This is a genomic window from Pseudomonas sp. J452 (assembly GCF_024666525.1).
Taxonomy (GTDB): Bacteria; Pseudomonadota; Gammaproteobacteria; order Pseudomonadales; family Pseudomonadaceae; genus Aquipseudomonas.
Genome location: NZ_CP088294.1, coordinates 3,303,476 through 3,318,180 on the forward strand (window position 1 = coordinate 3,303,476; position 14,705 = coordinate 3,318,180).

Consider the following 14,705-nt stretch of genomic DNA (forward strand, 5'->3'; position numbering starts at 1 on the left):
TCCCTACGGGTTGCGCGCAAAATCGCGCCATGCGTCGTTGCGGACTTGCCAAGGGAATGACCATTGCCTGCGTCCCACGCCTAGCCTGGCGCGATTTTGCGCAGCAACGCGGTTCGCGAACGAAACGGCAACAGACCCTAGCGCCGGTAGATATCCAGCAGCGCTTGGTCGAGCACCGCTGAAGCGCCCCAGGGGCGAGGGTCGTTGAGAATCGCCACCACGGCCCAGGTGGTGCCTTTTGCGTCGCGGGTATAGCCGGCAATGGCGCGTACGTTGTTCAGGGTGCCGGTCTTGATGTGCGCGAGGCCTTCCATGCCGGTGCGCTTTAGGCGTTTGCGCATGGTGCCATCCATGCCGACCAGGGGCATCGAGGCAATGAACTCGGCGGCATAGGGGCTTTGCCAGGCAGCTTGCAGCATGGCGGCCATCTCCCGCGCACTGACCCGCTCTGCGCGTGACAGGCCGGAGCCATTCTCGATCACCAGGTGCGGCGCGGTAATGCCCTTGCGCGCCAGCCAGTTGCGGATCACCCGCTGGGCGGCCTTGGCATCGTCGGTATCGACGCGATCACGAAACTTAGCGCCCAGGCTGAGGAACAGCTGCTGGGCCATGGTGTTGTTACTGTACTTGTTGATGTCGCGGATGATCTCCACCAGGTCTGGCGAATAGGCGCGGGCCAGCAGGCGGGCACTCTTCGGCACAGTGGCGACCTGGTCTTTGCCGAGAATGCTGCCGCCCAGTTCCTGCCAGATCGCCCGCACGGCGCCGGCGGCGTAGGCGGGGTGATCGAGCAGGGCCAGATAGCTCTGCGCGCTGCAGCCTTCGGCCAACTTGCCACTGACGATCAGCGTGGTGCCGTCGTACTGGGTCACCGGGTTGAAGCGCACATCCGGCCAGCCGGGGCACTTGCTGGCCGGCAAGGCCTTGACCTGATTGTCGATGCGCACATTGGTCAGCGGCGGCTCCATCATCACGCTGACCTTGCCGCCGGAGGTGCGGGTGATCAGGCGCACGGCCTTGAGGTTGACCAGCAGGGAGTCCGGCCCGACCAGGAATGGCTTGTTCTTGTCGCCACCGTCGTCGTTGAAGCTGGGCAGTTGCGGGTGAACAAAGTGGCTGCGGTCGAGGATCAGGTCGCCGGTGACCTGTTGCACGCCATTGGCGCGCAGGTCGCGCATCAGCAGCCAGAGTTTTTCCATGTTCAGCTTGGGATCACCACCACCCTTGAGGTAGAGGTTGCCGTTGAGCACACCGCCTTTCAGCGGGCCGTCGGTGTAGAACTCGGTCTGCCACTGGTGGGTGGGGCCGAGCAGTTCCAGGGCGGCGTAGGTGGTGACCAGTTTCATGGTCGAGGCCGGATTCACCGAGACATCGGCGTTGTGAACGATGCTGGTACCGGGGCCGTTGAGCGGAATGGCCACCAGCGACAGGCTGTTGGCGCCCAGCTTGTTGGCTTTCATGGCCTTTTGCACCTTGGGCGGCAGCACCGTGCTGGTGGCGGCGAAGGTGGGCAGGGCGAGTGGCAGCAGAGCGCTGACGAGAAGCAGGGAACGCAGTGATTTGATCATTTGGCAGGCCCGGAAGACTGGGGCAGAAAATTGCGCAGAGCCTTTCGAACCTGTTCACGATCTGCTGCGCGTCGGCTAAACGGCGTTGAAAGCGGCCTCGGAATGCTCATTTACCACTCGTAAACTCCGCTTCCTCGGCTGCTTTCGCCACCGTTTATCTCTAGCTCGCGAGATCGTGAACAGGTTCTTAGCCAGGCCACTGCAAGTATTCTGAGAATGGCGCGCATTATGCCCCAAGGCGGCGCGCCGTGGCTTCTGCGCTAAGGTGAAACTGACCGCCTGTTGTGGTTTTTTCCGGCTTTGCGTCGGTTAGGCAGGCGGTAATGGCGCCAAGCTGCTAGAGTGCGGCCGGTTATTTCTATGAGTTTTGAGGAGTGTTACATGGCCACTAACCGTTCCCGTCGTCTGCGCAAGAAACTCTGCGTCGATGAATTCCAGGAGCTGGGCTGCGAGCTGACCCTGAGCTTCCGCGACGGCCTGTCCGACGCCGAGATGGACAGCTTCGTCGAAGCCTTCCTGGGTGATGCCGTCGAAAGCAACGGCCTGGGTTATGTCGGTGGCGATGACTACGGTTTCGTCTGCCTGGCCGAGCGTGGTTCGGTCAGCGCCGAGCAGCGTGACAAGCTGGAAGCCTGGCTGAAAGGCCGTAGCGACCTGACCGGCTTCACCCTGAGCCCGCTGATGGACGTGTGGTACCCGGAAAACTCGGTCAACCCGGCCTGATTTTCCTGCTCGGCAGGGTGACCTGCCAGCCAACAAGAAGCCCGACTCAGGTCGGGCTTTTTGTTGCGCGGGATTTTCCTGAAACGCGCTGCGCAGTCGTAGCCCGGATGCAATCCGGGAAACAGGCAGCTCCGCTCGCGGATTACATCCGGGCTACAACGCTGGAAGCAGAAAGTAGAGCAACGCAGGAAGCCAGCGCCCTCTCCCCCAGCCCCTCTCCCACAAGTGGGCGAGGGGAGTTTCCGAGGCCGAAAACAGGCTCTCAGGCCAGGCCCGCCTTGGCCAGGATGGCCGCGACGTCCACCTGATCGATCTGCTCCGGGCGCAGGTAGCGCTCGGCGTAGTTCTGGTAGATGCCGGCGCTGACGAACAGGCCGAACAGCTCCGGGTCGACATGGGCGCCACGGCACATGCCGGCCATGATGGTGAGGGAGTCGGTCAGGGTCTTGCCCTTCTTGTAGGGGCGATCCACCGCTGTCAGCGCCTCGAAGATGTCGGCGATAGCCATCATCCGTGCCGGCAGGCTCATGTCCTCGCGCTTCAGGCGTTTCGGGTAGCCAGTGCCGTCCATCTTCTCGTGGTGGCCGCCGGCGATCTCGGTGACGTTGGCCAGGTGCTTGGGGAAGGGCAGGTAACTGAGCATGCGGATGGTCTGCACCATGTGCCCGTTGATGATGAAACGTTCTTCGTTGGTCAGGGTGCCGCGGGCGATACCCAGGTTGTAGAGCTCGCCGCGGTTGTGTTTGTACTGCGGCACGTCGAGCTTGAAGCCCCAGGGATTGTCGTCGGCAATCAGTTCGCTGGCCGGACGCTCCAGCAGGTGTTCGGCCTTGTCGCTGAGCAGTGGCTCCTGCACCGGCAGGCTCGGCGCTGGGGTGCGCGCCTGGCGCTGGTTCTCTTCCCAGGACACGCCGAGGCGATCATCCAGGGTGCGCGTCCAGGTGCGTGCGCCGATGCTGCGCAGGCGCTCCAGGTCGGTTTCGGCCATGGCTTCGCCGCCCAGGTTGCAGCGGGCGATAAAGGCGAATTCGTCGTCCAGTGCGGCGAGGGTGGCATCGCGCAGGCTGCTCAGCTGCGGCTCGGCCGCGCCCTTGGCCAGCCCCTCCCAGTAGGCGATCCAGGCATCGCGCTTGAGCACTTCGAAGCGCATACGTACTTCGTGGATGCGGTCGTAGATGGTTTCCAGCTTGGTGGCCTTGTCCACCACGTACTCGGGCACAGTGACCTTGCCGCAGTCGTGCAGCCAGGCCGCGATATGCAGGGCCTCCCATTCCTCGTCGTCGGGCTGGTAGTGGCGGAACGGCTCCGCCTCGCTCTCGGCGGCGGCGTGGGCGAGCATCAGGGTCAGTTCCGGCACGCGCTGGCAGTGGCCGCCGGTGTAGGGGCTCTTGGCGTCGATGGCGCCGGCGATCAGCTGGATGAAGGCATCCAGCAGTTTCTTCTGCTGGTCGAGCAGGCGCTGGCTCTCGATGCACAGCGCCGCCACGCCGGATACCGCCTCGACGTAGGCGATGCGTTCCGGGCGCAGCATGGCCAGCTCGGCCTCATCGCCGGTATCGCGGTGCAGCAGCATCAGCACGCCGACCGTTTCACCCTGGCGATTGTGCAGGCCGGTGCAGACCAGGTGTACACGCGGGCTGTCGAGGGTGTGCAGCAGGCTCTGAAAGCCACCGGCCTGGTCGAAACCGATCGACGCGACCCTGCTGTCGCCGCCCTGGGCCGGCTGTTCCAGCCAGGCCGGTATGGATTGATCGCCCTGATCGAAAGCGGGGATGCGATGTTCCTCGACGTTGTGCTGCTCGCCGCTGAGGAACAGGCCATGGGGCTCCAGGCGGCCGCTGCTGCTGTCGCGCAGGTAGAGCAGGCCGCCGCTGGCTTCGCTGAGGTCGACGGTTTCCCGTAACACCCGGCGCAGCAGGGCGTCGAAGCGGGTTTCCGCGGAGAGGCTGGCGGTGATGTCGAGGAAACTGGAGATGGTGTCCTTCATCTTGGCCATGGCCACGGCCAGCTGATCGACTTCCAGCACCGGCGAGCGGCCGCTGGCCGGGTAGTCGAAATTGAAGCTGCGGATCGCTTCGGCTTCCAGCACCAGGGCACGCAGCGGGCGTACCAGAATGCGTGACATCAGCCAGCCGAGAGGAATACACAGCAGCAGGATGGCCAGGGTCAGCATCGCGCCCTGCCAGCGGATGCGATAAGCCTCGGCCAGCAGCTCGTCTTCCGGCGCCAGCAAGGCCAGGCGCAGGCCATTGGGGCCACCCTCGGCGAGCTGGGTGTAGGACACCTGCCAGCGGCGCTTGGCCAGTTGCATGGCGCCTTGCTTGTCCTGTTGCAGGCCGCGGGCGAACAGTTCACCGAGCGCCGGGCTGAGCTGCTCTACCTGGACTAGGTGGGTGGTGCCGTTCTGGACAATCAGCCGGCTGATGTCGGGGTAGGCCACCGCGGCGCCATCCGGACGGTACAGCACCACCTCGGTGGAGGGCGTGACCTTGTGTTTGGCCAGGGTCTCGGAGAGGTCGGCGAGGGTCAGGTCGGCCGCCAGTACGGTCTTGTTGCGGCTCAGGCGGGCCAGGGTGGTGCCGACCACGCCGGTGGAGAAGAATACATAGGGCTCGGTGGTGATCTGTTCGCCATCGGCGACGGCGCTGTTGTACCAGGGCCGGGTGCGCGGATCGAAGGTCTCCTTGAGGTTCTGCCGGCGGCTGATCCATTGCAGATCCGCATCGAAATACTGCGACTCGGAAACGGGGCGGGCCTCGCCGCTGCGGTCGATGGTCCAGACCTGGTAGGCGGCATTGGCCGGGGCATCGAAGCGCTGCTTGAGCGCCGCGGTGCGCAGGTGGCGCACCATGAAGAAGTCGCCATCCTCGTAGCCGAGGTACAGCGAGGCCAGCTTGGGGTTGTCGCGCAGGGCCTGAGCGAAGGCCGGTAGCAGGTCCATGCGCCGGTAGGCATCGCTGGCCTGATTCTGCTCGTTGAGCACCAGCAGGCTGAGCAGGTGACGAATCGGCTGGTAGGTGTGCTGCAGGTCGGACTCGACCTCCTGGCGGATCTGCTCGAACAGCTGATTGCTACTGGAGAGAATGATCTGGCTGGTCTGGCGGTAGTTGAAAAAACCCAGCACCACCCCCGTACTGACCAGCAGCAAGGTGAATAACACACCGATATGCACGTGAAGGGGGAAACGCCGCTTTTGGCCTTGGCTGGGTGCCCGCATGGTGCCTTCACTCCGTTGATTGCCTGTTGACCTGGGCCAAGCATAGTGAAGCCTTGCCCTGGCTGTCGCGGGCCAGGCTCGGCCAGTACAAATTTTAGTTTTGTGCCGGTACCTGGCGGCGCAGCAGGTGCTGCTCCAGCCCATAGACCAGCAGTGCTACCAGCAGTGCCAGGGTCACGCCGATCAGGCTATTGAACAGGCGCATCTGTGCCAGTTGCCAGTCCGTCGACAGGCTTTCGGCCAACAGCACGAAACTCAGCGTCACCTGCAGCACGAACAGGCTGTAGCTGTGAGCTTGCAGGGTGCGGCTGAGCACGATCAGCGGCAACAGGGTGGCGACCATCAGTGGCGGGCTCTGCAGGCTGTAGCCGAGGTAGATCAGCAGGGCGGCGGCGGCCAGGCTGGCCAGGCTGGATTGCAGGGCGCGCACCAGGCTGCCTTTGAACTCCAGTTGCAGGGTGCCGATCAGCGCCAGGGTCAGCCAGTAGCCACGGGGCAGGTGCGCCAGGTTGACGATCAGCCCGGCCGCGCCACAGGCCAGGGTGCAGCGCAGGGCATGCAGGCGCCAGCGTTGTTCCGGCAGGCGTTTGGCATAGCGCCGGAGCACGCGGAACAGGCTGACGAAGCGCGGCATGTACGGCCACATGCGCAGGCCGTGCAGGCCGCGCAGGCCGAAGGCGAGCAGGGCGACCCAGAGGCCGCCGAGGATGAACAGGGCTGCGACTGCATCGGCATTCTTCAGGTTGAGTATGCCGAACTGGCCTTGGCCCAGGCACAGGCACACCGCCAGCGAGATGCCCAGCTTGCCGGCTTCGCTGCCGAAGCGTTGCAGCCAGGCGAGGATGAAGCCGTACAGGGCGAACAGGGCAAAGCTCAGCACCGGCTCGGTCGCCGACCAGAAGCCCAGCCCGGCGCTGAGTGCACCCAGCAGGGTCAGCAGCAACAGGCGAAACATGCCGAAGCGGTGCAGCGGATTGGCTTGGGCGGCCAGGAAGGCGCCGACCGAGGCCCAGAGAAACCCCGGATGGCCGCTGAGCAGGCCAAGCAGCAGAGGCAGGGCGCAGCCCAGCCCGGCAATGATGCCGGGCCCCCATTCCGGTGGCCCGGAATGCCAGGCCAGCTTGCGCTGTTGCGGTTTCTTCATGGTCTCGTCATACCGGGCTGGAACGCCCGGTCATCTCCCGGGCCATTTCCGTAGCGTAGCTGTCGGTCATGCCGGCGATGAAATCGATCATGCGCAGGAAGGCCCGGTGCAGCGGCCAGTTCGGCTCTGGCGCGTTGTGCCCGAGCAGATCGAGGATGCGCTGGTTCTTGAACGACAGGCTGCCGCCACCATGCTGCTCCAGGGCCGCACCGCAGAACGCGTTGAGTAGAATTTCCAGGGTGGTGTAGGCGCCGATCTCGTGCAGGGTCTTGCGCTTGTCCTGGAAGATCTTCTCCCGCGCCAGGGCCTTGGCCTGCTGCACGCAGCGCTTGGCCGGGCCGTGCATGTGCTCGACCAGGTCGCCTGGCAGGTCGCCACGCAGCAGCGCCGGTTGCTGGGCGACGAAGGCGTGGGCGGCGGCATTGGTCAGGTGTTCGATGGCCTTGCCGCGCAGGATCGCCAGTTTGCGTCGGCGCGAGTCGCGCGGGCCGAGTAGGCGGTAGGTTTCCGGCAGATCGTCGCCGACCAGGTCGAGCAGCAGGGCCTCGACTTCCGGGTAGTCGAGCAGCTCCATTTCCAGGCCGTCTTCCAGGTCGATCAGGCCGTAGCAGATGTCGTCGGCCGCTTCCATCAGGTACACCAGCGGGTGGCGCGCCCAGCGTTGGTCCTCGATCTGTGGCAGTCCCAGCTTGCTGGCGATCTGTTCCAGCAGCGGCAGCTCGCTCTGGTAGCAGCCGAACTTGTGCTTCTTGTAGCCCAGGGCCTCGGCATGGCGGGCAGTCCAGGGGTACTTCAGGTAGGTGCCGAGGGTCGCGTAGGTCAGCCGGGTACCGCCGTCGAACTGGTGGTATTCCAGCTGGGTGAGCACGCGAAAGCCTTGGGCGTTGCCCTCGAAGTTGAGGAAATCGCCGCGCTCGGCCTCGCTCATGGCATCCAGCCAACCGCGCCCGGCGGCCTGCTGGAACCAGTGGCGGATGGCGTCTTCGCCGGAGTGGCCGAAGGGCGGGTTGCCGATGTCGTGAGCCAGGCAGGCGGACTGCACGACCACGCCCAGGTCGACCGGGTCGCACCAGTCCGGTAGCTCGTCGCGGATCATCTCGCCGACGCGCATGCCCAGCGAGCGGCCGACGCAGCTGACCTCCAGCGAGTGGGTCAGGCGGGTGTGGATATGGTCGTTGCTGGAGACCGGATGCACCTGGGTCTTGCGTCCCAGGCGGCGGAAGGCGCCGGAGAAGATGATGCGGTCGTGGTCTTTGTGGAACGGGCTGCGGCCCAGCTCGTCCGGGCTGTGTACCGGTTTGCCGAGCCGTTCGCGGGTGAGCAGTGTTTGCCAGTCCAAGGGCTGTCCTCGCCGGTGGGGTGAGGGCTAGCTTCGTGCTTCATGGAGGCGGCTGCAAGTAGCGGGCCTGTACTCCGGCGATTTTTCCTGTGCTGGCTGGCGGGCGACGAGCGGTATTGAAACGACCGTATGAAGATTGCAGGCAGAATGCTATGGTCAAAAAGCTGTCTATAAAACCAATAACAAGAGAAATCAGTCGTGACTCCAGGCACTGTCTTGCCCGAGGATTCGCACCAGCAATTGCGCATTCGTCGCTTGCTGATGAGCGTCGCCATGTATGTCCTGAGTGCCGTGCCACAGGGCGTTTCTCTCTATAACGGCATTTCTCCGGCCTGGGTCATGTACACCTGGGCCGCCTACGCAGTGGTGTTCAACCTGGGCTTCTACCTGGCGATCCGCAGCAATTTCAGCCTGCGCTTCAGGGACCCCAGTATGACCATGGCGCAGATGGTGGTGGCGATTATCCTGGTGCTGTTCACTCAGCTGTATGCCGGCGAAGCGCGCGGTGCCTATCTGGTAGTGCTGCTGATCATCATGGTGTTCGGTTGCTTCAAGCTGCACACCCGCCAACTGCTGATCCTCAGCCTGCTGACCATCCTCGCCTATGCCCTGACGATGCCTCTGGTTCGCGAGATTGAAGGAGAGCGCTTCAATCTGGCGGTGGAAGTCATCCTCTGGTGCAGCTTCTCCGCCTTCCTGCCGTTTATCTCCATTCTCGGTGGCAGTATCAGTGACCTGCGCAAGAAGCTAATGGCCAGCAACGCCCAGCTGCAGGAAGTGCTGCAGCAGGTGACCGAGCTGGCCACCCATGACGAGCTGACCGGCGTGTACAACCGCCGTTACCTGCTGGAAATGCTTGGTCACGAGAAAAACCGCACCGACCGTGGCGGCGGTGGCTTCTGCGTGTGCCTGTTCGACCTCGACCACTTCAAGCGGGTCAACGACAACTACGGCCATGCGGCTGGCGATACCGTGCTGAAGACTTTTGCCGCGACCGTCGAGCCCTTGCTGCGCAGTACCGACTTCCTGGCTCGCTATGGTGGCGAGGAGTTCCTGCTGTTCCTGCCGCAGACCTCGCTGGAGATGGCCCAGCACTGCATCAAACGTATCCAGGAGGCGTTGGCTGGCACCCGCTTCGAGGGCCTGCCAGCAGACTTCCGGGTTACCGCGTCGATCGGTGTGGCGCAGTACTACCTGCAGGAAGGTATTCCCAGCCTGATCGAGCGGTCTGACAAGGCGCTGTACCGGGCCAAGCAGAATGGCCGCAATCGCATGGAGCTGGCGCCTTTCGCCCGACCGGCTCTGATCTAGCTGCTCGCCTGGGGCCGCTCAAAGACCGGCCGCGTCGATATCCAGCAACAGCAGCCGGCGGCCGTTGTCGATGAACTGCCCGGCCGTCAGGCAGTACTGGTTGGTGGTGGCATCCCGGTAGGTGCTCGATAACGTCAGGCGCCGTTCTTCCCAGCCCTCGGCCAGCAACTGATAGAAGTAGGGGCGCCATGACCAGTTGTGGCCCAGGTAGCGCGGGTCTTCCAGCCAGGCATTGCCGCTCCACTGCAGGTTCGGGGTGAGTTGCGTGCCGTGGCGGTCGCACTGGTACAGGCGCAACAGCCAAGGGTAGCCGGTCGGGCTGGGCAGCGCGCTGCTCGCTGCGTTGCCTTCGGCCCAGTCCTTGAACAGGTTCATCAGCTCGCTCAGCTGCTGGCGCAGGGTCATCAGGCGCGCCCGTTCGGCCAGCTTGTGTTGCACGTACTGGTCGCGCAGGGTGGCAAAGCGGGCGACGAAGGCATCGGCCGCCGGGAACTGCAGTTCGGGCTTGGCGAACAGGTAACCCTGCACATAACGTGCACCGCACTCCAGGGCGAAATCCAGCTCGGCTTCGGTTTCCACACCCTCGGCGATGATCCAGCAGCCGGTCTTCTCGGCCATCTGCGCCAGCGCCTTGACCACTTCACCGCTAGGCCCGCCGCGGGCCGCTTCCTGGAACAGACGCATGTCCAGTTTGAGGATGTCCGGCTGCAGCGCCAGTACCCGATCGAGCTGTGAATAGCCGGCACCGAAATCGTCGATGGCTATCCGTGCGCCGGCTTCGCGGTAGCGGGCTACCACGTCTTGCAGCTTCTGGTTGCCGCCGCCCAGCTCGGTGATTTCAAAGACGATTCGTTCCGCTGCCACGCCATGCTTTTCCAGCTGTTTGAGGCTGGGCAGTGCTTGGTTGGGGCGCAGCCGGCTGATCCAGCGTGGTGAGATATTGATACTGAGAAACCAGTCCTCGGGGACTTCGGGCAGGCGCGAAAGGGCATCGTCGCGAATCTGCCGATCGAGGCGCCGCAGCACACTGGGGGACATTTTCGGGTCGACGAACAAGGGGCCGACCGAGAGCAGGCGGCCGTCGGTCTGGCGCAGGCGCCCTAGCGCCTCGACACCGGCAATGCGGCCCGTGGCGGTATCAATGAACGGCTGGAAGGAGGCGAGCGGTTGCCCGTCGATCACGGTGTATTCCTTGGTAAGTGGCGCAGGGCGCGCGAGGCGGGCGGTTGTGAGGAGGTGCAGCTAAAGCAAGATTGTGGCCAGTTGTTCAGATGGACAGCTTTTTAGCGCTTATCGTGGGTGCCGACTGGTCTGGCTCGGCACTTGTGAGGTCGCCTCTGTAGTCGTCGGTGCGGGTTATTGGATCAGGGGGGGATGGCGCACTGTGCTGGTGCCAGTGACGTCGGCGGGTTGCCGTTGCAGGATGACTGGCGAGTCTTGGATGGCGTGACTGGTATAGCTATTGCATTTGCTTGGTGCGAAAAGCTGTTGCGGTGCTCTTTTAATGTGCGTTTCCTGCCAAGGATGGAGCGCTCGGCGTGCACCTCAACTCAATGATAAATATAGAAAAACGCTAAAAAACTGTTTGTTCTGCCAATACACGCTGCGCCATATAAGGTCTCGAAAGGGGCCTTATATGGTGCAGTGCGGCATCAGGATGGTGCGACCGTTGGTGGTGATGAACTGCTTTGGTGCTTTTCCAGAACGCTGGAGTTTTCGTTGCGATGGAAAACCTCAACAGTGCCGTGGAAACTCTGATCCACGGCTCCAACACCCTGTTCATCCTGCTAGGCGCGATCATGGTTCTGGCCATGCATGCGGGCTTCGCTTTCCTGGAAGTGGGCACGGTGCGTCACAAGAACCAGGTCAACGCGCTGTCGAAGATCATTTCCGACTTCGCTGTCTCGGCCCTGGCTTACTTCTTCGTCGGCTACTGGGTGGCCTATGGCGTCACCTTCCTCGAGCCGGCTTCGGTGCTGACCGCCGGCAGCGGCTACGGGCTGGTCAAGTTCTTCTTCCTGCTGACCTTTGCCGCAGCGATTCCGGCGATCATCTCCGGGGGGATCGCCGAGCGTGCCAAGTTCGGCCCGCAGATCTGCGCCACGGTGCTGATCGTGGCCTTCGTCTATCCCTTCTACGAGGGGCTGATCTGGAACGGTAACTTCGGTTTCCAGGCCTGGCTGACCGAGCAGTTCGGCGCTGCCTTCCATGACTTTGCCGGTTCGGTGGTGGTGCACGCGGTCGGCGGCTGGCTGGCCTTCGGCGCGGTGATCCTGCTCGGCCGCCGCGATGGCCGCTATCGCGAGGGCCGCCTGGTGGCATTCGCGCCGTCGAACATTCCGTTCCTGGCGCTGGGTTCGTGGATCCTGATCATCGGCTGGTTCGGTTTCAACGTGATGAGTGCGCAGACCCTCGGCAGCATCAGCGGCCTGGTCGCGGTCAACTCGCTGATGGCGATGGTTGGCGGTACCGTGGCGGCCCTGCTGATCGGTCGCAATGACCCGGGCTTCCTGCACAACGGCCCGCTGGCGGGCCTGGTGGCGGTCTGTGCCGGCTCTGACCTGATGCATCCGGTCGGCGCATTGGCCACCGGTGCGATTGCCGGTGCGTTGTTCGTCTGGGCGTTCACCGCGACCCAGGTGAAGTGGAAAATTGACGACGTACTCGGGGTCTGGCCGCTGCATGGCCTGTGCGGCGTATGGGGCGGGATTGCCTGCGGCATCTTCGGCCAGCAGGCGCTGGGCGGCCTGGGCGGCGTCAGCATGATCAGCCAACTGCTGGGCACTGGGTTGGGTGTGTTGGTGGCGCTGGCGGGTGGTTTCCTGATCTACGGCCTCTTGCGCCTGGTGGTGGGTATTCGCCTGAGCCAGGAACAGGAGTACTACGGTGCCGACCTGTCGATCCACAAGATTGGCGCTACGACCCAGGACTGAGTCCGTCGGTAATAAAGAAGCCCGCCACTCGGCGGGCTTTTTCATGGGTGTCGCTGGCTCGGCTGCAATCTGGGTTGGCGTTGCCGGCTTCCCGGATTGCATCCGGGCTACCGGGTTCTACCAGAGCGGCAGCAGATAGCTGAGGATCAGGCGATTCTCGTCCAGATCGTTGCCGAAGTTGGAGCGGGTCGTGGCGTTGCGCCATTTGATGCCGACGTTCTTCAGTGGCCCGTCCTGGATCACGTAGGCGATGTCGGTGTTGCGCTCCCATTCCTTGCCTTCGGAGAGGCCGGCGCCGCGGTCGACGTTGGCGCCGTTGAGGTAGCGTGTCATGAAGGTCAGTCCCGGGATGCCGAGGCCGGCAAAGTTGTAGTCGTAGCGGGCTTGCCAGGACTTTTCGTCCTTGAAGGCGAAGTCGCCGATCTGCACGTAGTTGACCAGGAACGGATCGGTACCGCCGATGTAGGCGTAGCCGGTGTCACCGCTCATTTTCTGATAGCCCAGGCCGACGCTGTGGAAGCCCAGGGCGTAGGTGAACATCGCGCCGAAGGCCTTATTGTCGACGTTGCTGCTGCCGTCGTCAGTGGAGCGGGCGAAGCGCAGGTCAGTCTTCAGGCTCTGCTTGTCAGCCAGTGGCAGCAGGTGGGTGGCGTTGACGATGTGCTGCTGGTAGAGGTTGTCCAGGGCGCCGTAGTTGTAGGCGGTGGTCAGCTGATCATTCCACTTGTAGCTCAGGCCGGCAAAGTTGAACTCGTCGCTGGTGACCCCGCTGATGCCGGTGAAGCCGCGACCAGTGCCGCTGGTCAGGGTCATTACTTCATGGTCGGAGGAATCGCGTTGGTTGACCCGACTCAGCTGGCCGCCGTCGAAGGTCAGGCCATCGATCTCCATGGAGTTCAGCCAGCCACCCTGGAAACTTTGCGGCAAAAGTCGTGAGTCGTTGGCTTGCACGGTTGGCAGCTTGGGCATCAGGGTGCCGGCCTTGAGCGTGCTCTTCGAGACGCGAACCTTCGCCGTTGCGCCCAGGTCGCCATAGCTGTCCTGGGCCTGGCCGGTATCGCGATCCAGTTGCAGCAGCCCGGTGCCACTGGTGCCCTGGCCGGAGTCGAGTTGCAGGCCCAGGGTGCCGATGGCGTCGACACCAAAGCCGACAGTGCCTTCGGTGAAACCGGACTCGTAGCGCAGGAGGAAGCCCTGGGCCCATTCCTCGGCCTTGGAGTGGCCGTTGCTGGGATTGCCGCCTTCCTGGCGGAAGTCGCGATTCATGTAGAAATTGCGCAGCTCCAGGCTGGCCTTGCTGTCGTCGATAAAGGCGGCTTGGGCCAGACCTGGCAGGGTGAGGCTGGTGCCCAGGGTGGCGAGGGCCACGGCGCGGGCGAGTGGGGACGTGCTCATTGTTATTGTTTCCTCGGCTGGTGGTGGCAGGACGGATGACCGGCCTGTTACAGCGAGGCGACTAAAACATTTCGTAACGTTGGCGACCTTTAGACCTTGGTCGGGTCACTCCACCCACTGCGGGTAGTAGCCGAGTTTGCGCTGCACGGCTTCATCGTGGGCGGGGATCACCTGCAGGTCGGGTTCGTGCTGCAGCAGTTGGTGGACTTTTTCCAGTTGCGCGCGGGTGCCCTCGCGATCGTTATCGACCATGTGGCGACTGATCCAGAATTTCTCCCTGGGGCCGGTGAAGCCTTCCAGGCGCCAGCTGGCATCGCCGGTGAAAAAGAAGCGGCGGCCGTCGTCCAGGGTGAGGAACAGGCCGACCGAGCCGGGGGTGTGGCCGGTCAGCGGAACCAGCACCAGGCTGCCGTCACCGAACAGGTCATGGCTCTGCTCGAAGCCCATGAAAGGGTGGGCGGCGAAGGTGAACGGCACCCACTTGATCGGGTGCTTGAACTGGCTAGGCAATACGGCCGGTGGGGTGGAAATCTGGCTGAACTCAATCTCTTCGTAGGGTGCCCAGACCGGCACTTCCGGGAAGTCGGCCAGGCCGGAGGCATGATCCCAGTGGGTGTGGGTGAGCAGGATGCGGTCGATGCGGATGCCGTCACGCTCGAGCTGGTCGCGCACCGGGGTGACCGCGCCGTATTGCAGCAAGGGTTTGTCCCACCAGGGCATTTCCGCGTCGAATTGCTGGTCGACCTGGCGGCCGAGCGAGGTGTCGAGCAGCAGGGTAGCGGCGTGATGCTCGATCAGCACGGCAACATGGTTAGCGATCACCTTCTCGCCCCAGGCGCCATCCTCGATGGTGAAGGCGTCACGGGTTTCGGTTTCGGCGGTCTTGACCAGGGAAAAGCGCAGGCCGGCGGCATGCGCGGAAAGGCTGATGAGGCTGCTAAGCAGGAGAATGGCCAGGGCACGCATGCTGGGTTCCTTGTGCAGGACGATTTTGGAGGGCAGCGGGTTAGCGCTTGGACTGGATAGTAGATAGACAGGTCTGTATATTCCAGCATTATCTTTTTGCCCTTAGAGG

General features: G+C 63.5%; 10 protein-coding genes. 3 read left to right on the forward strand and 7 right to left on the reverse strand.

Features of this window, described 5'->3' with window-relative positions; translation table 11 throughout:
* Positions 1-137: 137 nt before the first annotated feature.
* On the reverse strand, positions 138-1,568 hold the full coding sequence (gene dacB / locus LRS11_RS15000) for a D-alanyl-D-alanine carboxypeptidase/D-alanyl-D-alanine-endopeptidase (protein WP_260493726.1): 1,431 nt from the start codon (positions 1,566-1,568) through the stop codon (positions 138-140).
* Positions 1,569-1,949: 381 nt separating this feature from the next.
* Here dacB and LRS11_RS15005 point away from each other — a divergent pair, with 381 nt between their 5' ends.
* The gene (locus LRS11_RS15005; RefSeq protein ID WP_260493727.1) at positions 1,950-2,291 is read left to right on the forward strand and encodes a YggL family protein; all 342 of its coding nucleotides are present in this window, start codon (positions 1,950-1,952) and stop codon (positions 2,289-2,291) included.
* A 262-nt stretch (positions 2,292-2,553) separates the two neighbouring features.
* On the opposite strand, the gene LRS11_RS15010 is transcribed toward LRS11_RS15005, so the two are convergent.
* The 3 genes from LRS11_RS15010 to LRS11_RS15020 form a co-directional block, all read right to left on the reverse strand.
* Complete coding sequence (locus LRS11_RS15010; protein WP_260493728.1) at positions 2,554-5,508, reverse strand: HD domain-containing phosphohydrolase; 2,955 nt, start codon at positions 5,506-5,508, stop codon at positions 2,554-2,556.
* Positions 5,509-5,602: 94 nt separating this feature from the next.
* Positions 5,603-6,652 carry an FUSC family protein gene (locus LRS11_RS15015; protein ID WP_260493729.1) on the reverse strand — a complete coding sequence of 350 codons (1,050 nt, stop codon included), beginning with the start codon at positions 6,650-6,652 and terminating at the stop codon, positions 5,603-5,605.
* Positions 6,653-6,659: 7 nt separating this feature from the next.
* Positions 6,660-7,991 carry a deoxyguanosinetriphosphate triphosphohydrolase gene (locus tag LRS11_RS15020; protein ID WP_260493730.1) on the reverse strand — a complete coding sequence of 444 codons (1,332 nt, stop codon included), beginning with the start codon at positions 7,989-7,991 and terminating at the stop codon, positions 6,660-6,662.
* A gap of 198 nt (positions 7,992-8,189) precedes the next feature.
* Here LRS11_RS15020 and LRS11_RS15025 point away from each other — a divergent pair, with 198 nt between their 5' ends.
* Positions 8,190-9,302, forward strand: coding sequence for a GGDEF domain-containing protein (locus LRS11_RS15025; protein WP_260493731.1), 1,113 nt, complete (start codon positions 8,190-8,192; stop codon positions 9,300-9,302).
* 18 nt (positions 9,303-9,320) lie between these two features.
* On the opposite strand, the gene LRS11_RS15030 is transcribed toward LRS11_RS15025, so the two are convergent.
* Positions 9,321-10,484 carry an EAL domain-containing protein gene (locus tag LRS11_RS15030; RefSeq protein ID WP_260493732.1) on the reverse strand — a complete coding sequence of 388 codons (1,164 nt, stop codon included), beginning with the start codon at positions 10,482-10,484 and terminating at the stop codon, positions 9,321-9,323.
* Positions 10,485-11,026: 542 nt separating this feature from the next.
* Between LRS11_RS15030 and LRS11_RS15035 the strand changes: the two genes are divergently transcribed.
* Entirely contained in the window at positions 11,027-12,235 is a 1,209-nt protein-coding gene (locus LRS11_RS15035) for an ammonium transporter (RefSeq protein WP_260493733.1), read from the forward strand.
* Between the two features lie 117 nt (positions 12,236-12,352).
* Here LRS11_RS15035 and LRS11_RS15040 read toward each other — a convergent pair whose 3' ends face one another.
* Together LRS11_RS15040 and LRS11_RS15045 are read right to left on the reverse strand one after the other, a co-directional pair.
* Positions 12,353-13,630 carry an OprD family porin gene (locus LRS11_RS15040; protein ID WP_260493734.1) on the reverse strand — a complete coding sequence of 426 codons (1,278 nt, stop codon included), beginning with the start codon at positions 13,628-13,630 and terminating at the stop codon, positions 12,353-12,355.
* 105 nt (positions 13,631-13,735) lie between these two features.
* Entirely contained in the window at positions 13,736-14,596 is an 861-nt protein-coding gene (locus tag LRS11_RS15045; protein WP_260493735.1) for an MBL fold metallo-hydrolase, read from the reverse strand.
* Positions 14,597-14,705 lie beyond the last annotated feature (109 nt).